The 18,502-nt window shown below is 35.9% G+C and carries 21 protein-coding genes; 13 read left to right on the top strand and 8 right to left on the bottom strand.

Features of this window, described 5'->3' with window-relative positions; genetic code table 11:
• The first annotated feature begins 84 nt into the window (after positions 1-84).
• The 6 genes from ACMA47_RS20510 to ACMA47_RS20535 all read left to right on the top strand — a co-directional run bounded on the left by ACMA47_RS20510 (position 85) and on the right by ACMA47_RS20535 (position 4,439).
• Positions 85-879 carry a hypothetical protein gene (locus ACMA47_RS20510; protein WP_413931268.1) on the top strand — a complete coding sequence of 265 codons (795 nt, stop codon included), beginning with the start codon at positions 85-87 and terminating at the stop codon, positions 877-879.
• A 294-nt stretch (positions 880-1,173) separates the two neighbouring features.
• Positions 1,174-1,938, top strand: a complete 765-nt coding sequence (locus tag ACMA47_RS20515; protein WP_413931269.1) for a DUF6759 domain-containing protein — start codon at positions 1,174-1,176, stop codon at positions 1,936-1,938.
• A gap of 96 nt (positions 1,939-2,034) precedes the next feature.
• On the top strand, positions 2,035-2,712 hold the full coding sequence (trmB, locus tag ACMA47_RS20520) for a tRNA (guanosine(46)-N7)-methyltransferase TrmB (RefSeq protein ID WP_034692928.1): 678 nt from the start codon (positions 2,035-2,037) through the stop codon (positions 2,710-2,712).
• 17 nt (positions 2,713-2,729) lie between these two features.
• Positions 2,730-3,428, top strand: coding sequence for a DUF6759 domain-containing protein (locus ACMA47_RS20525; RefSeq protein ID WP_413931271.1), 699 nt, complete (start codon positions 2,730-2,732; stop codon positions 3,426-3,428).
• Positions 3,425-3,865 carry a DUF6759 domain-containing protein gene (locus tag ACMA47_RS20530; RefSeq protein WP_413931272.1) on the top strand — a complete coding sequence of 147 codons (441 nt, stop codon included), beginning with the start codon at positions 3,425-3,427 and terminating at the stop codon, positions 3,863-3,865. The genes ACMA47_RS20525 and ACMA47_RS20530 overlap by 4 nt, the downstream gene beginning before the upstream one ends.
• A 388-nt stretch (positions 3,866-4,253) precedes the next feature.
• On the top strand, positions 4,254-4,439 hold the full coding sequence (locus ACMA47_RS20535; protein WP_131797547.1) for a bacteriocin-like protein: 186 nt from the start codon (positions 4,254-4,256) through the stop codon (positions 4,437-4,439).
• Between the two features lie 71 nt (positions 4,440-4,510).
• On the opposite strand, the gene rpsB is transcribed toward ACMA47_RS20535, so the two are convergent.
• From rpsB to rplM, 3 genes are all read right to left on the bottom strand, one after another.
• Positions 4,511-5,272, bottom strand: a complete 762-nt coding sequence (gene rpsB / locus ACMA47_RS20540) for a 30S ribosomal protein S2 (protein ID WP_034692922.1) — start codon at positions 5,270-5,272, stop codon at positions 4,511-4,513.
• Positions 5,273-5,479: 207 nt separating this feature from the next.
• Positions 5,480-5,866: a 30S ribosomal protein S9 gene (gene rpsI, locus ACMA47_RS20545; RefSeq protein ID WP_002976218.1), complete on the bottom strand. Its 387-nt coding sequence runs from the start codon at positions 5,864-5,866 to the stop codon at positions 5,480-5,482.
• Positions 5,867-5,872: 6 nt separating this feature from the next.
• Positions 5,873-6,328, bottom strand: coding sequence for a 50S ribosomal protein L13 (rplM, locus tag ACMA47_RS20550; RefSeq protein ID WP_002976217.1), 456 nt, complete (start codon positions 6,326-6,328; stop codon positions 5,873-5,875).
• 348 nt (positions 6,329-6,676) lie between these two features.
• On the opposite strand from rplM, the gene ACMA47_RS20555 reads away from it, so the two are divergent.
• On the top strand, positions 6,677-7,774 hold the full coding sequence (locus tag ACMA47_RS20555) for a DUF3667 domain-containing protein (protein ID WP_413931273.1): 1,098 nt from the start codon (positions 6,677-6,679) through the stop codon (positions 7,772-7,774).
• 41 nt (positions 7,775-7,815) lie between these two features.
• On the opposite strand, the gene ACMA47_RS20560 is transcribed toward ACMA47_RS20555, so the two are convergent.
• Positions 7,816-8,148, bottom strand: a complete 333-nt coding sequence (locus ACMA47_RS20560; protein WP_034693234.1) for a hypothetical protein — start codon at positions 8,146-8,148, stop codon at positions 7,816-7,818.
• Positions 8,149-8,404: 256 nt separating this feature from the next.
• Here ACMA47_RS20560 and ACMA47_RS20565 point away from each other — a divergent pair, with 256 nt between their 5' ends.
• The 4 genes from ACMA47_RS20565 (at position 8,405) to ACMA47_RS20580 (ending at position 14,194) form a co-directional block, all read left to right on the top strand.
• Positions 8,405-11,752 carry a methylmalonyl-CoA mutase family protein gene (locus ACMA47_RS20565; RefSeq protein WP_034692919.1) on the top strand — a complete coding sequence of 1,116 codons (3,348 nt, stop codon included), beginning with the start codon at positions 8,405-8,407 and terminating at the stop codon, positions 11,750-11,752.
• Between the two features lie 167 nt (positions 11,753-11,919).
• Positions 11,920-12,120, top strand: coding sequence for a hypothetical protein (locus tag ACMA47_RS20570; protein WP_413931274.1), 201 nt, complete (start codon positions 11,920-11,922; stop codon positions 12,118-12,120).
• Between the two features lie 37 nt (positions 12,121-12,157).
• Positions 12,158-12,868 carry a diphthine--ammonia ligase gene (locus tag ACMA47_RS20575; protein WP_413931275.1) on the top strand — a complete coding sequence of 237 codons (711 nt, stop codon included), beginning with the start codon at positions 12,158-12,160 and terminating at the stop codon, positions 12,866-12,868.
• 213 nt (positions 12,869-13,081) lie between these two features.
• On the top strand, positions 13,082-14,194 hold the full coding sequence (locus tag ACMA47_RS20580; protein WP_413931276.1) for a serine hydrolase domain-containing protein: 1,113 nt from the start codon (positions 13,082-13,084) through the stop codon (positions 14,192-14,194).
• Between the two features lie 16 nt (positions 14,195-14,210).
• Here the strand turns inward: ACMA47_RS20580 and ACMA47_RS20585 are convergent, their stop codons facing one another.
• Together ACMA47_RS20585 and ACMA47_RS20590 are read right to left on the bottom strand one after the other, a co-directional pair.
• Positions 14,211-14,930 carry a hypothetical protein gene (locus ACMA47_RS20585; protein WP_413931277.1) on the bottom strand — a complete coding sequence of 240 codons (720 nt, stop codon included), beginning with the start codon at positions 14,928-14,930 and terminating at the stop codon, positions 14,211-14,213.
• Complete coding sequence (locus tag ACMA47_RS20590; protein WP_123279028.1) at positions 14,927-15,250, bottom strand: PadR family transcriptional regulator; 324 nt, start codon at positions 15,248-15,250, stop codon at positions 14,927-14,929. The genes ACMA47_RS20585 and ACMA47_RS20590 overlap by 4 nt, the downstream gene beginning before the upstream one ends.
• Positions 15,251-15,331: 81 nt before the next feature.
• Here ACMA47_RS20590 and ACMA47_RS20595 point away from each other — a divergent pair, with 81 nt between their 5' ends.
• Positions 15,332-15,856, top strand: a complete 525-nt coding sequence (locus ACMA47_RS20595; RefSeq protein ID WP_413931278.1) for a 2'-5' RNA ligase family protein — start codon at positions 15,332-15,334, stop codon at positions 15,854-15,856.
• Between the two features lie 30 nt (positions 15,857-15,886).
• Here ACMA47_RS20595 and ACMA47_RS20600 read toward each other — a convergent pair whose 3' ends face one another.
• The gene (locus ACMA47_RS20600) at positions 15,887-17,245 is read right to left on the bottom strand and encodes a M64 family metallopeptidase (RefSeq protein ID WP_413931279.1); all 1,359 of its coding nucleotides are present in this window, start codon (positions 17,243-17,245) and stop codon (positions 15,887-15,889) included.
• Positions 17,246-17,247: 2 nt separating this feature from the next.
• A complete protein-coding gene (locus ACMA47_RS20605; RefSeq protein WP_413931280.1) occupies positions 17,248-17,733 on the bottom strand; it encodes a hypothetical protein in 486 nt (161 codons plus the stop codon).
• A gap of 100 nt (positions 17,734-17,833) precedes the next feature.
• Between ACMA47_RS20605 and ruvC the strand changes: the two genes are divergently transcribed.
• Complete coding sequence (ruvC, locus tag ACMA47_RS20610; RefSeq protein WP_413931281.1) at positions 17,834-18,388, top strand: crossover junction endodeoxyribonuclease RuvC; 555 nt, start codon at positions 17,834-17,836, stop codon at positions 18,386-18,388.
• Positions 18,389-18,502 lie beyond the last annotated feature (114 nt).

An 18,502-nucleotide genomic window follows, 5' to 3' on the forward strand; every position in this document is an offset into this window, starting at 1 on the left:
TCCCAAAGTTTAATATAACTTTAACCACTATTCTTCATCTAACTACACAGAATTGCTTTATTTCTATGTAATTTTGCGCATTATATGAAGAAACTGTTTACTCTACTGCTATTGGTTTTTCTGGCAAAAATTAATGCACAAATATATTCCGGGGAGGTATTTCTGAGAGACAACTCTATTTTATATCTCAATCAGGTATATGTCACCAATCTGAATACACAGAAAACCGTTCTTACGGACTACAATGGAAATTTTAATATCCCGGCCAATACCGGGGATGTCATCCGCTTTACCTCTATTGTGACCGAAAGAAAAGACATCAAGCTGACTCCTCAATCCATGGTGCAAAAAAATCTGGTTGAGCTTAAAATCGCCTATTACGAAATTCAAGAGATTGTTCTCAGCAGGTTCAAGCCTACCGGTAACCTCCGATATGACGTCAACTCTTTAAGAAAAGAAGACAAAGCATATGCCCTTAAAAAAGTAATTGGTCTTCCTGAGCCCAAGGGAGACGGAACACCACCGGAACTTCCTGTTGCCGGACTTCGAGATGGAGGACTTACCTTCAGCCTGGAAAGTATTTATGATATTCTTTCCGGGGAAAGAAAGAAAAAACAGCGTTACCAGGCCTATGAAAGGATGAACAGCTCCGTAGCACAGATCAAAAATTATCTGGGTAAAGATTATTTTATAAAGTTTAAAATACCGGAAAACTTAATTGATAATTTCCTTCAGTTTGTTTATTCCTCCGAAAATATCCAGGCTTACGTATTAGCAGGTAACTTTGAAGCAGTAAAAATTCCTATTGAAAAATATCTTCCTATTTATCAGAAAAGGCTCAGAAGCTCACATCTTCAGGAAGTTGTAGGCGGTAACTAGAAATTTCGACAAAAAAAATAATTCAAAATATTTTATAACTCATGTAATTACATGGGTTATTTTTTTGCTGCATAGATGAAAGTACCTGCTATGCTTTACTAGAAGTATTCACAATATGAATTATTCAAATTTTGCAACAAATTATTCCTCAATATTCAAAAATATGTTTAATTTTATCTCACAAACAAGTGTTTAAAATAAAAACACCAGATATTTCGTTATCAAATAAAAAAACTAAGCAACCAAAACGCAAATTAAGAGTGAAGCACCAAATTTCTAACTTAATATTAATTAATGAAAAAAGTACTTTTACTTCTTGGCTGTATGTTCTTTTTTATGGTTTCTGCCCAAAAGAAAGGGAAAGATTATAGTGATATTTTAAAAAGTAAGAATATCTATGAGATCAATGCCTTTTTAAGGGATGCTCACCCTGATGATCCCCGAAGATCTGTTTTGAAACCCAGGGTAATGGAAATGATGAAAGAGTACATCAAAAATGCACACCCTGCTGATCAAAAGGTAAAAGACATGCAGGAAATGCTTGCTATGTTGAGGAGAAGACCTTCTACCAAAATTACTTTTGATGAAATGAATGCCATCATCAAACAAAAGCAAATTGCAAAATACAAAGCTGAGCTGGCTGCGAAACAATCTACCACAGTGTTTACCCCAAGTACTGCTCAAAATACATACGTTGTAAACGCCAATGCTAATGCTGCCATTCCTAATACTGAAGCAGAAGAATTCAATATGCTGATGGCTGTCTCCCCTGTGGAACATAAAAACAGAACTGTAAAAATCTTAAATTCCCTATTTGATAATGATCCTAATGCTAAAGAATGTATTGTTTTGATTCGAAATAAATCAGATTGCAACATCATTGTAAGAATGGAAGGTGTAGGAACGACCAAATATAGACTGGCTATTCCTGCTCAGGGTGAAGGTTCCATTGTGATAGATAAAGGGCAATATCTTTTTACCAGCCTGGTTTGCGGGGCTCAATATGCTTCACAAAAAACAATTGAAAGACCAATTATGGTGGCCTTGGGAGGTCAATAATACAAACTAAATACAAATGATCCCCTTGTCTTTTACTACCAAAAGACATAGAGACTCCATAAATTTTCACTATTTTTGCACTCATTTTATAACTCAATGGGCAAGAATAAATTAGCAAGATTTGCAGAAAACAAAATATTACCGAATGTAATCCAGCCAACAAGAGAAGATGCTTTAAACGGTTTCGATCTTAAAGGAAAATGGAGAGACAATTTTTTTAAAAATGATAATCCTATCGTATTGGAACTGGGCTGTGGAAAAGGAGAATATTCTGTAGGGCTTGCAAAAACATTTCCTGAAAAAAACTTCATCGGGGTTGATATTAAAGGAGCCAGATTTTGGTTTGGCGCTAAAGAAGCTGTGGATAACAACATGACTAATGTAGCGTTTTTGAGAACTCAGATCGAACTTGTAGATTATTTCTTTGCTGAAAATGAAGTAGACGAAATCTGGATTACATTCCCGGATCCACAGATTAAATACAAAAGAACAAAACACAGATTAACACATCCGGATTTTTTAAACCGATATAAAAAGTTCCTGAAGCCAGGAGGCATCATTCACCTGAAAACCGATTCAGAATTCCTGCATGGATACACGCTTGGATATCTACAGGGAGCAGGTTATGAGATCATTTCTGCCCACCATGATATCTATGGTGCACCAGAATATGATCCTAATACGGAACATTTGAGAGACATCAAAACGTATTACGAAGAGCTATTCTCAGCAAAAGGAAAAACTATTACTTACATCAAATTCCGGATAAGCTGATGAAATAAACAAACTTGATGAAAAAAAAATTTTTAACGATTTTATTCTTCACATTTCTTATTCCCCACTTTACACAGGCTCAGAAAAGCAGTAAAGACATTTTAAAAAGCACAAATATCAAAGAAATCGAAGAATACCTGAAGAACGCACACCCTGACGATCCTAAAAAGACTGTGCTGAAACCAAAGCTTATTGCTTTAAAAAACACAGAATGGACAAAGGGAGCACTTACAGCCAAACCTATGGAAGCAAGACCTGTTATTGCAGACATTCCTAAAGGTGCAATGAGAAATCCTAATTCGGACGATGCCGAAGAGTTCAAAAAGCTTATTGCTGAAACCTCTGCTGAACACAAGGCAAAAACTGTAAGAGTACTGAATGCAATGTTTAATGAGGATATTCACCGTAATGAAGCGATTCTCCTATTCAAAAATAATTCTGACTGTAATATTGTATTGCGGATAGAAGGAAAAGAGTTTTACAATCTTGCTGTTCCTGCTCATGCAGAAAATTTCATTGTACTTAAGAAAGACTCATATACATTGAACAGCAATATCTGTGATATGAAATATTCCTCTCAGAAAGACATTAAAAAAAGTATATTTGTAACGGTAGACAATCCAAAACCGTCCAATATTGAACTGAAATCTGCTCAAAAGGAGCCAATAACGGAAAAGCCACAGAAAAAACAAAAGTTAAAAAATAAAATAGGATGAAAAAACTATTAGTTCTTACCGGAATTTCGTTGATTCTTGCCAGCTGTAATGTCAATTATGGAGGCTATCCGGGAAGAACCTCCTACCCTTATCCTGCTAACAATTCAGGGAACAGAGCCAATACAGAAAGAGAGTATAACGATCTTATGAAGACTTATAAGCCGGAAACAGCTGATGTACTTAATGACCTTCTCAACAGTGATGATCCTAAAAATCCAAAGACCTCTATTTCCGTGGAAAATAAATCTCCTTGTAATATGGTCCTTATGGTGAGCGGCGGCAGTTTCTTCAAGAAGATTCCCATTGGTGCAGGTAAAATAGGATATACCATGGTTCCGAAAAATCAGAATTACAGATTATCCGGAGTAGTTTGTAATTCTAATTACCAGTCTACAAAGTTTGTCACAACTTCTTATTCTATAAAACTTTCAAACTAAAATATAACCTGCAGAATCCTGCAGGTTTTTATTTTTTAATGAAGGTATTCATCTTTATTATAATCAATAGCTATTGACCGCAAGACCATATTGCTTTTAAAGCTCTCAAAATAACTCGCTATAGGAAAAAGTATATGAAAGACTTTATACTGCCTGAAAACGCTTAATAGAATGATCAGCATCAACAAATATCCATAAGCCAGTCCTCATATTTCATTGTTCTTGAAATAATGCTGAGCTAAATTCCTTTTATTAAAAGTGAAAATCGGCATCCAATCAAAATAATATTTTGAAAATCAAATACATAAAAAATATTTCCATATATTTAGAAATATAATTGCGGTATCCGAAAAGCATATAGAGTAGGAAAAAAATTAAAACTAAAACCATGAAAAATTTAAAAAAAGTCTCAAGAACTGAGCTAAGAACAATCAAAGGAGGATACAGAAGCTGTATGGACGGCTGTAGTATGGAACTGGGAGAAATGTGCTGCAACGGAGTATGCAGAATTGGAGTAATTATTCCTAGTACCGACCCTGATCTACCGGAGTTGATGGTATGTCCTAAGAAATAATTCCTGGTATAAACAATAAAAAACGCTGGACCGAAATCCAGCGTTTTTCCTATATTAAAGAAAATCTTTAATTATTCTGCATCGAAATCAGCATCTGTATCAGCAGATACTTTTTCTCCTTCTTCTTTAGATTTTTCTTTATCAGCTTTTCTTTGAGACTGACCTTCTTTGATAGATTCAGAAACTACGCTAAGGATCATATCAATAGACTTAGAAGCATCATCGTTTCCTGGGATAACGAAGTCAACTTTTCTAGGGTCAGAGTTTGTATCAACTATACCGAAAACTGGAATACCTAGTTTCTTAGCTTCAGTTACCGCGATGTGTTCTCTTAAGATATCAACTACAAATACAGCAGATGGAAGTCTCACCATGTCAGCGATAGAACCTAAGTTCTTCTCTAGGTTAGCTCTTTGTCTGTCAACTTGTAATCTTTCTTTTTTAGATAAAGTTTCGAACGTACCGTCTTTTTTCATTTTGTCGATAGAGTTCATCTTCTTTACAGCCTTTCTGATAGTAACGAAGTTCGTTAACATACCACCTGGCCATCTTTCTGTAATATAAGGCATATTAAGTTCAGAAGCGTGTTTTGCAACTACTTCTTTCGCTTGCTTCTTAGTAGCTACGAAAAGAACTTTTTTACCTGCAGAAGTTAATTTTTCTAAAGCGCTGCACGCTTCATCCAATTTAACTGCTGTTTTATGTAAGTCTACAATGTGAATACCGTTTTTCTCCATAAAAATGTATGGAGCCATATTTGGATTCCACTTTCTAGTCATGTGACCGAAGTGTACGCCAGCCTCTAAAAGGTCTTTTACATTTGCTTTTGCCATGTTTTCTGTTTTTGTTAGTTTACTTTCCGTCTTTTAAACAATCAACAACTTCTTTAGATGGGAGAAGCGTTTGGATGCTAAACGTAACGGGCAATTGGCGGTTTGCTTTTTGCTTTTGGCAATGGGCTTTTCGCCGAGATTAAGTTTAAAAAAAATTTAATACATTCCTGTAGCCAATAGCTATAAGCCATCTGCCAACGAGAAATCTTAACGTTTTGAGAATTGGAATCTCTTTCTTGCTTTTTTCTGACCTGGCTTCTTTCTTTCCACCATTCTTGCGTCTCTTGTAAGTAAACCAGCTGGCTTCAATGCTAATCTGAACTCAGCGTTGATTTCGCATAAAGCTCTAGAAATACCTAATCTGATAGCCTCTGCCTGACCTGTATTTCCACCACCGAATACGTTTACGGTAACGTCATACTGACCAACAGTCTCAGAAAGGATAAACGGTTGGTTTAATTTGTAAACCATCACGTCTGTAGAGAAATATTCTTTAGCATCTTTACCGTTTACTGTAATAACACCAGAACCTGGTTTTACATAAACTCTAGCTACAGAAGTTTTTCTTCTTCCGATTTTGTGAACTATAGACATAATTAATTATTTAAATTCGTTAACATTAATTGTTTTTGGCTGTTGAGCTTCATGTTTGTGCTCAGTTCCTTCATATAAATAAAGGTTCTTAAGGATAGCAGCTCCTAATCTGTTTTTAGGTAACATACCTTTTACAGATTTCTCTAATACCTTTAAAGAATCTTTCTTTTGAAGTTCAGCCGCAGTCATAGACTTCTGTCCACCAGGGTATCCTGTATGCCAGATATAAGTCTTATCAGCCCACTTGTTTCCGGAAAGTGTAATTTTCCCAGCATTCAAAACGATTACGTTATCACCACAATCTACGTGAGGTGTGTAGTTCGTTTTGTGCTTACCTCTCAAAATCTTTGCAACCGTAGAAGCTAATCTACCTAACGGCTGTCCTTCAGCGTCTACCACAACCCATTCTTTATTAGCAGTAGCTTTGTTCGCTGAAACAGTTTTGTAACTTAATGTATTCACACGTTTTAGTTAAAGATTAAACATAATTTACCCCTAAAAGGGTGTGCAAAGGTACAAATTATTTTCGTAACCCAAAAACATATTTTATTTAATCTATATAATCTTCATTCTACACCCCTCTATCAATAGATTTTAACACTATTTATAATTTTGGCACAGATCTTGCGAACTAATGAGCCGATGAAAAAAACACTTCGAAGATTCTAAAAACACCAATGAAACAGCAAAGAGTTTATTCCCTCAACTCTTTCTTTTATTAAATTTACTTTAACGATTCACGTAAAATATACTAGTATATATATAATTTCATTGAAATAATTATATTTGTGGCAACCATACTCCATAATCATGAGCCACGGAAAAGTACGAGAAGATAAAACCTGTTTAAACTGCGGACACCAGGTTGAAGAAAGGTTTTGCCCCCACTGCGGGCAGGAAAATATTGAAAGACGACAACCCTTCTATTTTCTTTTTACCCATTTCATTGAAGATTTCACTCATTATGACGGTCAGTTCTGGGGAACAGTAAAAAATCTGTTATTTAAACCCGGTAAACTGACAAACACTTATCTCGAAGGGAAGAGACAGAAGTTCGTGCCTCCCGTAAAGCTTTATATTTTCGTCAGTTTTATTACATTCTTTGTATTTGCCCTGTTTCCTATGGTTAATATAGGTTCTCCAAAAGAAGGAAAGACGCAAGAGCACAATAAGACGAGTCTTTTAAAAATCATGAACCCAGTCGGGAAACAGAAGCTGATAGACAGTATAAAAGCAAAAAAGCATCTGACTGAAAAGGATTCTCTTACTATCGAAGAGCTAAAAGCAATCCCTGATTCTTCTGAGATAGGAGACATGATGAACATGGACAAAAAAATAGATCCGGACGTTAGCTTTGGAGAATATAAAACCAGAAAGGCTTATGATTCTGCTAAAGCCAAAAACCCGTCATCTCTCAGTTTTATTGAGGCCCCCATTGTTCACAAATTCTTTGAACTTAAAGAAAAAGGGGTTAAGAAAAAGGAGATTATTGCCGGTATGGTAGAAAAGTCTTTTCATAATCTTCCAAAAGCTCTTTTCATCTACCTTCCTCTTTTCGCATTCTTTTTATGGGTTTTCCATAGTAAGAAAAAGTGGTGGTATTTTGATCACGGAATCTTTACGCTGCATTATTTTTCGTTTTTACTACTCACCATCTTATTCATATTTTTACTTTCCAAATTGACAGGTCTTATAGACTTCTGGCCTATTAATACCATTTTATATTTAACAATATCATTCCTGTTATTATATACTATGGCATATTTCTTTATTGCCCACAGACGGGTTTATCGTGCCCATGGTTTGGTAAGCATTATTGTCGGAATGGTATTATTCTCCATTAATTTTATAGCATTCATGTTTTTACTCCTGGGCCTCGCTCTGATAAGTTTCATGATGATCCATTAATAAAAAAAAGAGGCTTTCCAATGTGAAAGCCTCTTTTTTATTTATTTTCTTAATGATTTAGTTGCCCTAAAGCTCGCTATGACATAATAGGCGACAAACACCATGGAAAACTTCAGAATGGATGGAATAGCCAGCTCAAGTTTAAAAATGAGAGTTCCTACAACAACCAGAATAGCCATTACTACAAAAGACAGTCCCAGTTTCTTTACCAATGTAATATCCGGAGTATCTAGATAATAAGCAATCCCCCACGCTGCACCAAAAGCAATAGCGTAATAGAACTCTAACCCGATATTCTCTGAACTTAAAAAGAAATAATTAATCAGGAAACTTACTGCAGTTCCCAATGCGAAATATATCAACGCTTTTTGCATGTCTGTAAAATATGGTGCAAAAATAGAGAAATTAATTTGAGAATCTGAAGAAGCCCCTTTTGAAAATGAAATCGTCATAACTCATTTTAATTCTGTAGTTACCGAACCATTCAACTTTCAAACATTTAAACACAAAATTGGGGAGATATAATTAAATAACACAAAGTAACAAACTGAAAGTCAAAAATATAAAATCAAACACTATGTTCTTTTTTTATTATTATATTTGGAAACTTAGAAACTTTCTAGAATTTTTATGGAAACCCAAAAATATACTCCAACCAACAAGGTAAGAATTGTAACTGCTGCCTCATTATTTGATGGGCATGATGCTGCAATCAATATTATGCGTCGTGTCATCCAGGGCACAGGATGCGAAGTGATCCACTTAGGACACGATAAATCAGCAGAAGAAGTTGTAAATACAGCAATCCAGGAAGATGCCAATGCTATTGCATTAACTTCATATCAGGGTGGTCACAATGAATATTTCAAATATATCTATGACCTTTTGAGAGAAAAAAATTCACCTCAGATCAAGATCTTTGGCGGCGGTGGCGGTGTAATTCTTCCGGAAGAAATCAAAGATTTGATGTCTTATGGAATCGACAGAATTTATTCTCCGGATGACGGTCGTGAGCTTGGTCTTCAGGGAATGATTGATGATCTGGTACACAGATCAGATTTTGCAACTGGAAAAGATGTTACCGCAAAAGATCTTGACGATATCAGTTTTGAAAACCCTTCAAGCATTGCACAAATTATCTCAGCTGTTGAAAACTTCTCCGAAGAAAAGCCTGAACTTGTACAAGCTATTGATGAAAAATCTAAAGATTTAACCATTCCTATTATTGGTATCACAGGTACTGGAGGAGCTGGTAAATCTTCTTTAACAGACGAATTGGTAAGACGTTTCTTACGTTCCAATACAGATAAAAAAATTGCCATTATTTCCATCGACCCTTCGAAAAAGAAAACCGGAGGTGCTTTATTGGGAGACAGAATCCGTATGAATGCGATCAATGATCCAAGAGTTTATATGCGTTCAATGGCAACAAGAGAAAACAACGTTTCCGTTTCTCCTTTCATTCACTCTGCACTTAATGTATTGAAACTGGCTCATCCGGATGTTATTATCCTTGAAACGTCAGGGATCGGGCAGTCTGGTTCAGAAGTTTCTGATTTTGCAGATGTTTCCATGTATGTAATGACTCCTGAATATGGAGCTTCTACACAGTTGGAAAAAATCGACATGTTAGACTATGCAGATCTTGTAGCATTGAATAAATCTGACAAACGTGGTGCATTGGATGCGCTTCAGGCGGTAAGAAAACAGTTCCAGAGAAACCACCTTCTATGGGAGAGCCCATTAGATGATATGCCGGTGTATGCAACCAAGGCCTCTCAGTTTAATGATCACGGAACTACAGAATTATACAACAGATTAGTTTCAAAAGTAAACGATAAATTCGCTGATTTAAATCTAAAAACTTTTGTAGAACAGGAAGTTACTGAAGAAGTAACAATTATTCCTCCAAAAAGAGTCCGTTATCTTTCTGAAATTGTTGAAAACAACAAACAATACGACATCAATATTGAAAAGCAGGCCGAACTGGCCAGAACAATGTATCATATTGAAGGCGTAAAAAATATCATTTCCAATGAAGTTTTAGAGACTGAATATCAAAAAGCAGAGAAAGAACTTCAACAGGATAATATCGACTTCTTAAAAACATGGGACGATACGAAAAAAGCTTTCCATGCTGAGTTTTATTCTTATTACGTAAGAGGAAAAGAGATTAAAGTGGAAACGTCCACAGAATCTTTATCTCATTTGAGAATTCCAAAAATTGCATTACCAAAATACAATGACTGGGGTGATCTGATCAAATGGAAAGGTCAGGAAAATCTACCGGGAAGCTTCCCTTATACTGCTGGTATTTATCCGTTCAAAAGAACCGGTGAAGATCCAACAAGGATGTTTGCAGGAGAAGGAGGTCCTGAAAGAACCAACAGAAGATTCCATTATGTTTCTGCAGAAATGCCTGCAAAACGTTTATCTACAGCATTTGACTCTGTAACGTTATACGGTCAGGATCCTGCTTTACCACCAGATATTTATGGTAAAATTGGAAATGCCGGGGTTTCTATCGCAACACTGGATGATGCTAAAAAATTGTACTCCGGATTTGATCTGGTGAATGCATTAACTTCGGTTTCAATGACAATCAACGGCCCTGCACCGATGCTACTGGCTTTCTTTATGAATGCTGCCATCGACCAGAATGTTGAAAAATATATTAAAGAAAATGGTTTAGAGTCTAAAGTAGAAGCTAAACTGAAAGAAAAATTTGATGATAAAGGCTTAGAAAGACCGAAATACAACGGTGAACTTCCTCCATCCAATAACGGTTTAGGACTACAGCTCTTAGGATTAACAGGTGACGAAGTAATCCCTGCTGATGTATATGCAGAAATTAAGGCTAAAACAATTGCTACGGTTCGTGGTACTGTTCAGGCTGATATTTTAAAAGAAGACCAGGCTCAGAATACTTGTATCTTCTCTACAGAATTTGCATTGAGATTAATGGGTGACGTTCAGGAATATTTCATCAGAGAAAAAGTAAGAAACTTCTACTCTGTCTCCATTTCAGGATACCATATTGCTGAAGCAGGAGCAAATCCGGTTTCCCAATTGGCATTCACACTGGCTAACGGATTCACTTATGTGGAATATTACTTAAGCCGTGGAATGGATATCAATGATTTTGCACCGAACTTATCTTTCTTCTTCTCTAACGGTATTGACCCTGAATATTCAGTAATCGGACGTGTAGCAAGAAGAATCTGGGCAAAAGCCATGAAATTAAAATACGGAGCAGACGAAAGAAGCCAGATGTTGAAGTACCACATTCAGACATCAGGTCGTTCTCTTCACGCTCAGGAAATTGATTTCAATGATATCAGAACAACTCTTCAGGCGCTTTACGCGATCTATGATAACTGTAATTCACTTCACACGAATGCCTATGACGAAGCCATTACAACGCCTACTGAGCAATCAGTAAGAAGAGCAATGGCGATTCAGTTGATCATCAACAAAGAATTAGGATTGGCTAAAAACGAAAATCCGCTTCAGGGATCATTCATCATTGAAGAATTAACGGATCTTGTAGAAGAAGCTGTATATACTGAATTCGACAGAATCACAGAAAGAGGTGGTGTTCTTGGAGCGATGGAAACGATGTATCAGCGTTCAAAAATCCAGGAAGAGTCTATGCATTACGAATGGTTGAAGCATACTGGTGAATATCCAATCATCGGGGTAAATACTTTCTTAGGAAAAGATGGTTCGCCAACCGTTTTACCAGGAGAAGTTATCCGTTCTACAGAAGAGGAGAAACAAGCGCAGATTGAATCTCTTCACAATTTCCAGCAAGCGAATGACAGCAGATCTGAAGAAGCCTTGAAACAACTTCAACATGCAGCTATCAACCAGCAAAACTTATTTGAAGTGATGATGGATGCTGTGAAATACTGTTCTTTAGGACAAATCACCAATGCTTTATTTGAAGTGGGCGGTAAGTACAGAAGAAATATGTAAGCTTATACAGCAAACATTTTTTATAAAAAACCTCAAAGGATTCCTTTGAGGTTTTTATTTTTAATGTCACAAAAATCTATTTTTTTTTACCGGTTTCGATTATAATGTTTGTTAAAAATTAAAAACAAACTAACCTGACCCTATATATTTGTCATCAAAAAATTCGAATGAAAACATGTATTAAAATTATTTCGGTGTTTGGTCTTTTTGTGGTATTAAGTTCTTGTAAAACTACTCCTGTGGAAAATGCTCACAAAAGCGATATGGTTAGAAATGCTGAAGAATTACAAAAAAGAAACCAGGCAGAAAAAGATAGAGTTGATGTTACAAGCTCCCAAAACAATTACGGAAAACCCGTTTCAAAATAAGAAAATCTCCCTACTTTTGGGAGATTTTTATTTTACAATGAAACCAAAAGCTTTATTCAACTGGAGCAGCGGAAAGGATTCTTCCCTCGCTCTTTATAAAATACTCCAGGAAGGCCAGTACGAGGTCAGTACTCTGCTTACCAGTATCAATCAGGAATTTCAAAGGATCTCTATGCATGGAGTTCATGTGTCGCTTTTAGAAAAACAAGCGAAAAGCATTGGTATTCAGCTAATTAAAATGAAGCTTCCCAAAGAACCCTCTATGGAAGAATATCAGCAAATCATGAGTACAACAATGACTGAAATTAAGGCTCAGGGCATTACGCATTCAATTTTTGGAGATATCTTTCTGGAAGATCTGAGAAAATACAGAGAAGACCAATTAAACGCTATTGGTATGAAAGCCGTATTTCCTCTTTGGAAGCAAAATACCTCCAACCTCATCCATGAATTTTTAAGTCTTGGCTTTAAAACTATTGTAACCTGTGTGAACGGTGCTTACCTTGATCAAAGTTTTGCAGGACGAATTATTGATCAGCAATTCATTGACAATCTTCCTGAAAATGTAGATCCATGCGGAGAAAACGGAGAGTTTCATACTTTTACTTTTGATGGGCCTATTTTCAAAAATCCGGTTCAGTTTAAAATTGGAGAAACAGTAAAGAAAACGTATCCTAAACCCAAAACATCTCCTGACGAAGAAGATGGAGAATATGTTTTCTGGTTCAGCGACCTGGTATTAAAATAAGCCTGTGAATTTCCTTCCACAGGCTTTTTCAATGTACTATTTATTCCAGGAGTTATTTCATTCATAAGACTGAAATATTCCACAAAGATTGATTAAATCAGTATTAAATTGCTCCGAAACCTCATCCTAGCACGCAATTTGCTTCCCTTACTGCTCTTTAGGATATTTTAGTATCTTTAAGAATATCAATCATCATTAAAAAATACAACACCTGTGATCAAAAATTTAGTATTCCTTTCCCTTTTCTGTGCTTTGCTTTCATGTAGTACTACTGAAGCACCAAAAATGACGTATGTTGATAAAAAAGCAATTATTGATTCTACCATCGCTGCTTTTGAGAAGACACTTTTAGAACAACAGATTGATTCTACTTTCAAGAAGTACCATTTCAATGGAAGTATTGCTGTTTTTAAAGATTCTATCCCACTTTACAGAAGGGAAAACGGTTATTCAGATTTTAAAAGAAAAACTAAAATTGACAGCAATACTATTTTTGCAATCGGATCTGTGAGCAAACAGTTCACTGCTGTTTTGATCCTGCTCCAGATGGAACAGGGAAAACTGAATGTGACAGATAAAGCCTCAAAATACCTGAAAGAGTTTCAGATCAAAGAATATGAAAACATCACAATTCATCAGCTGTTAAACCATACTTCAGGATTGAATCTGATGGGCGGAAAACTGATGTTTAAAAGTGGTTCAGACTTTTTCTATTCCAACGACGGATTCAATACTCTTGGAAAGATTGTGGAAAAAGTCACTGGGAAATCATATGATGAGAATGTATTAGAACTGTTCAAAAAAGCAGGAATGACCCATTCTTCAACAGGAAATATTTTCAAAGGGAATAATTGTGCCAGTGCGTATGTCGGGACACCTGCCAAATACTCAGAAGTTCCCAATATGCCGAAAAGATTAGGTGGATCAGAAATCGGTACACCCGCTGGTGGAATATTATCTACGATTCAGGATCTTCATTCATGGAATAATGCTCTCTATGGCGGAAAAATTTTAAAACCGGAAACCCTTAAACTCTTCATGGCAAAAAGTTCAGAAAGACACCATGCTATTTTGGGAAAAATGGGTTACGCTTATGGAATTATGCTTAATATCGGTCAACCCAATTCTTATTTCCACAGCGGTTATATAAAAGGTTCTCCTTCCTTAAACATCTATTATCCGGACACCAAAACGTCTGTCATTATTCTGTCTAATATTGCGGATGAAGAAAGAGGAAAAGGAGTGATCTTCAGACCTCATATTGAAGTGAAAAAGATCACTGATCATCTTGAGAATACGCTTACACAGCTCAGGGTAAAACAGTAGTTTTAACGGTAGGCTTCTATGCAGGTTTTAGAAATTCCAGCATTTTTACCAGGTTCTTTTTATGTTCAATGAAATTAAGTACAGCAAAAGTAAGTGCAGTTTGCAATACAAAAGGAATTATTAAAGTCATCAATACCCCAACAACATCCGTATAATTTTGTTGTCCGAAAAACTGGTAAGCATAATCTCCGCTCTTCAATGCTACCTGTGTCATAGAAGTGGCACATACAACCATTAATCCAAGATTCTGCTGATACATGGTATAAAGACATTTTCCTTTGTATTTAAAGTCTGCTTTTATATACTTCCAGATTTTATAATTAAAAATCCATATCAATAGTGTTGTCACTACAAATGAGCCATTAAGAAGTCTGAAAAATAGTTTATATTCCTCCTGATTTCCTGCCATAAAAATCAATAATAGATTAATTACAAATGCAAGAACGGCTACCATTAAGGATTTTTTGAAAAGACCACTGTATTTCTCCTGAATAATTCTTTTGGCAATCAAAGGAATTTTAGTGGGATAAAACAGCAGGTAATTAACCATTGTAAACTCTCCTTTCCAGGATTCTTTTACTTTTGAGAAAGCTTCCTCAAAATTGATATTCTCATGGCTCTGAATATCCAAAATCTGACTGATCATATGATCTCTGATTTCTACCAGAATATCCAGAGACAACTCTTGGGCTACCAGATAATCTGTAATTCTATTTTCCTGTGCTTCGGTCATCATATATTGAATATTGTCTGTAGGTTGAGTAAATAACTTTTCATCTCAGTTTCCTGTTCTGCCTGTTGTTTTTTCCCTTTCTCGGTCAACAGGTAATACTTCCTGTCTCTCCCATTAATCTTCTGAATTTCGGAAGTGATCATGCCATCGCTTTCTAATTTATGCAGCAATGGGTAGAGCGCACCTTCCGTCATTTCAAGTTCACCCAGAGTAAGTTCTTTAGCTCTTTGGGTAATCTGATAACCATACATCTTCACTTCTTTCGAAAGGAGCTTCAAAATAATATTCTGCAAAGTACCCTTATAGAGACTATTCTTTTTCATAGAATGATTTATATACATTGCAAACTTATGCATAATTTTCTTATGTATTAAAATTTAATTTAAAAACTTTTAATTTGTCATATGAAAAAAATGTACTTCATAGCCATCTATCCTCCTCAGGAAATTATTGAAGAAGTAAAAGCGTTTAAAGAAGATCTGGCAACCAATTATGCCAATTCCAAGGCTTTGAAAAATGAAGCACATATTACCCTCTTTCCTCCCTTCTCAAGAGAAATTGAACTTGAGAACGATATTCACATTGCTTTTCAGAAGATCAATACAGAAATCACACCTTTTGAAGTAGAGGTGGATGGCTTTGGAAGCTTTCCCAATCCTAAAAATCCTGTACTCTATATTCAGCCAAAAGAAAATATTCAATTAACAGAGCTTTATCATAGGGTAAAGCAGCATTTTAATTTTGCTCAATATTCTTTTCACCCGCATATGACAGTGGGATTCAGAGATCTGACCTGGGAAAATTATCTTAAAGCCTGGGAAAAATATGAAACCATGGAATATAAAACTAAATTCATAGTTGATAAAATTCTCCTTCTCCGTCATGATGGACAATGGGTACCTGTAGCAGAGAAAAAACTGGAAAAATAAAACCGGCTGCTGGAGCCGGTTTCGTTTCATTTATTCTTTGATAATTTTCTGAGAAATAATCAGGTTTTTATTTTCTTTTACATTCAACAGATAAGTACCTGCCGGATAGTTTTTAATATCAACCTTTATAGCAGAATCATTCAATTCAAATCTGGATGGAATAAGCTTTCCTGAAGCATCATAAACTTCTACTCTTACCTCTTTTGAAAAGGCTTGTTTGCCTTTAATGAAAAATTCTCCATCTGTTGGGTTCGGATAAATACTAAACCGTCTTTCTTCAGCTTTTACCTCTGAAATTTTAAGCGTAGTTTTGCTCAAAGTCCAGGAAACATTGGTGACATGGAGTGTACTATGATTGTCCACTTTCAAAAGCGGATTGTTATCCACTACCGAAAGTGTCAGGGTATTATTTCCATTGTTAAGTTGTCCCGGAGTGATAGTAATGCTACTTCCTGTTTCTCCAAGAGTCGTTCCGTTTAAACTCCAGGAATTAACCAGCGTATTCGGGATGGGAAGGATTTCATTGGCCGTGAAAGTAACATTGGATGTAGCATCCACCGTTGTATTATTTGCCGGAGTATAGGAATCTACAGGAGAAACCAGACTATGAATTCTTTCAATAATTGCCTCTTTACATACGGAGCAGAACTGTTGATTAAGATATCTCATTTCACAACTCTGATGCGGTCTGAACCAGGTTGGGCTCTCAGCATGGGCATACACCCCTACTCCATTCAATCCCACCCAGTTTTTCCATTTTATCGTTGCCGGATTAGAGTTCTGAGTTTTATTCGGAGATTCCAGTGACCCAGCAAACCAGTATTCATCAGCTAATTTTCCAAAAGAATGTCCCATCTCGTGTACTACAACTTCATTTGCAGAAGTATTTAACGAAGCAAAAGCATAAGTTCCTCCACAACCACCATATTCTGTAGAATTACCCAGCACATAAGTAATATCATAGTCTGGAATATTGGCCGCCAGAACCTGTCCTACTTTATTGCTTGTATTACTGTAGATACAACGGTGAACTCCTACATCAAAAGTAGATCCAAGATAGTTATTGGGGTTGGTTACAGGAATTACGGGCTCGGTAACGTCTGTTGCTGTTCCCGGATGCTTTACTCCGGATTCGGCAGAAATTACTTTTACGGCATAGGCATTAAAGTAATTTTTATATTCCGTATAGGGACTTTTGGTAAAAAGATAATTGACTGTATTCAGAGCCGATGTTGTAAAAGCAGTTTGCTGTGCGGAAGTAAATCCGTCTCCTAAAATGGCAATCACTACACGTTTACTGTTGTCTCCATTCTGTAAAAGTGGAACAGTCTCGAATGTCTGTGCAAAACAACTGCTCCCGATTAAAAGGGATAATAAAGTTTTTTTCATCATTATAATTTTTGTGTGAATAATATCTGTACTCCATCATCAGTTGCTTTTTCAATCTTTACTGACTGTACATTTTCAGAATAAGAAAACCGTGTACTGAATTCCGTATTTTGAAGGGAAGCTTTATGTCTGGAAATTCCTTCTTTTTCATATACCTCCAATTCAGGATTAAAAGGATCTTTCACAAGCTGTTTACCTACTTCTTTTCCATCAGACCCTGTTAATGTAACCACAAGATCACCCTTACGAATGTCATCTCTTTCAAAAGAAGGTATATGTTTTAGTCTACCGTCTGCAATTTTAGTACTCTGAAGCGTAATTTTTGCATTTCCTGAATGATCTTTATCCGCCTTGAAAAACAGATAAATAATTCGCTCGCTCTTTGTTGTGACGATTTCCGAATCCTTACTTTGAATTAAACTACTTTCCTTCTGGAAGCTGCATAACAGGAAAGCAGGAACAATAAGTGCATTAAATACATTTTTCATAATCATTTTTGTTTAAAGGTACTAAAGTTTTAAATAAAAATGAAAATCATTATCAATACTTTTTTATACTCAAAACATAGAAAGCCCTATCTTTGAAGCAATGATTTCAGAGAAAATAATTTTAGGAATTGACCCGGGGACAACGGTAATGGGATTTGGTATCATCTCCGTAAAAAAAGGAAAAATGGAGATGGTCTCTATTCATGAACTGATCTTAAAAAAATATCCCAATCACGAAACTAAACTTAAGTATATTTTTGAAAGAACCTTGTCTCTTATTGACGAGTTTCATCCTGATGAAGTCGCTCTTGAAGCTCCTTTCTATGGAAAAAACGTACAGAGTATGCTGAAGCTTGGACGTGCTCAGGGCGTTGCCATGGCTGCCAGTCTTTACAGAAACATCCCTATTACGGAATATTCTCCGAAAAAAATCAAAATGGCTATCACCGGAAATGGTAACGCCAGTAAGGAACAGGTAGCAGGTATGCTTCAAAACCTTCTTAAATTAAAGGAATTCCCTACAAAATATTTAGACGCTTCCGATGGTCTTGCTGTTGCAGTATGTCATCATTTTAATTCAGGAGCTATAGCTGATACTAAATCGTATTCTGGATGGGAAAGTTTTTTAAAGCAGAATCCGGATAGATTGAAATAATTTTTGCATTCCCTTTGTAAGTTTTCAAAAAAATAAATTTTAACCTTCTTAAAAACAACATTTTAAGCAAATATGCATAATTACTTGGTAAAACATAATACTATCTTTTACATT

The organism is Chryseobacterium sp. T20 (assembly GCF_047345655.1).
In the GTDB taxonomy this organism is placed as follows: Bacteria; Bacteroidota; Bacteroidia; order Flavobacteriales; family Weeksellaceae; genus Chryseobacterium.

Coding starts and splice junctions, on each gene's coding strand:
- ACMA47_RS20510 (WP_413931268.1), top strand. CDS start 85: ATGAAGAAACTGTTTACTCTACTGCTATTGGTTTTTCTGGCAAAAATT.
- ACMA47_RS20515 (WP_413931269.1), top strand. CDS start 1,174: ATGAAAAAAGTACTTTTACTTCTTGGCTGTATGTTCTTTTTTATGGTT.
- trmB (WP_034692928.1), top strand. CDS start 2,035: ATGGGCAAGAATAAATTAGCAAGATTTGCAGAAAACAAAATATTACCG.
- ACMA47_RS20525 (WP_413931271.1), top strand. CDS start 2,730: ATGAAAAAAAAATTTTTAACGATTTTATTCTTCACATTTCTTATTCCC.
- ACMA47_RS20530 (WP_413931272.1), top strand. CDS start 3,425: ATGAAAAAACTATTAGTTCTTACCGGAATTTCGTTGATTCTTGCCAGC.
- ACMA47_RS20535 (WP_131797547.1), top strand. CDS start 4,254: ATGAAAAATTTAAAAAAAGTCTCAAGAACTGAGCTAAGAACAATCAAA.
- rpsB (WP_034692922.1), bottom strand. CDS start 5,272: ATGGCAAAAGCAAATGTAAAAGACCTTTTAGAGGCTGGCGTACACTTC.
- rpsI (WP_002976218.1), bottom strand. CDS start 5,866: ATGTCTATAGTTCACAAAATCGGAAGAAGAAAAACTTCTGTAGCTAGA.
- ACMA47_RS20555 (WP_413931273.1), top strand. CDS start 6,677: ATGAGCCACGGAAAAGTACGAGAAGATAAAACCTGTTTAAACTGCGGA.
- ACMA47_RS20560 (WP_034693234.1), bottom strand. CDS start 8,148: ATGCAAAAAGCGTTGATATATTTCGCATTGGGAACTGCAGTAAGTTTC.
- ACMA47_RS20565 (WP_034692919.1), top strand. CDS start 8,405: ATGGAAACCCAAAAATATACTCCAACCAACAAGGTAAGAATTGTAACT.
- ACMA47_RS20570 (WP_413931274.1), top strand. CDS start 11,920: ATGAAAACATGTATTAAAATTATTTCGGTGTTTGGTCTTTTTGTGGTA.
- ACMA47_RS20575 (WP_413931275.1), top strand. CDS start 12,158: ATGAAACCAAAAGCTTTATTCAACTGGAGCAGCGGAAAGGATTCTTCC.
- ACMA47_RS20585 (WP_413931277.1), bottom strand. CDS start 14,930: ATGATGACCGAAGCACAGGAAAATAGAATTACAGATTATCTGGTAGCC.
- ACMA47_RS20590 (WP_123279028.1), bottom strand. CDS start 15,250: ATGAAAAAGAATAGTCTCTATAAGGGTACTTTGCAGAATATTATTTTG.
- ACMA47_RS20595 (WP_413931278.1), top strand. CDS start 15,332: ATGAAAAAAATGTACTTCATAGCCATCTATCCTCCTCAGGAAATTATT.
- ACMA47_RS20600 (WP_413931279.1), bottom strand. CDS start 17,245: ATGAAAAAAACTTTATTATCCCTTTTAATCGGGAGCAGTTGTTTTGCA.
- ACMA47_RS20605 (WP_413931280.1), bottom strand. CDS start 17,733: ATGAAAAATGTATTTAATGCACTTATTGTTCCTGCTTTCCTGTTATGC.
- ruvC (WP_413931281.1), top strand. CDS start 17,834: ATGATTTCAGAGAAAATAATTTTAGGAATTGACCCGGGGACAACGGTA.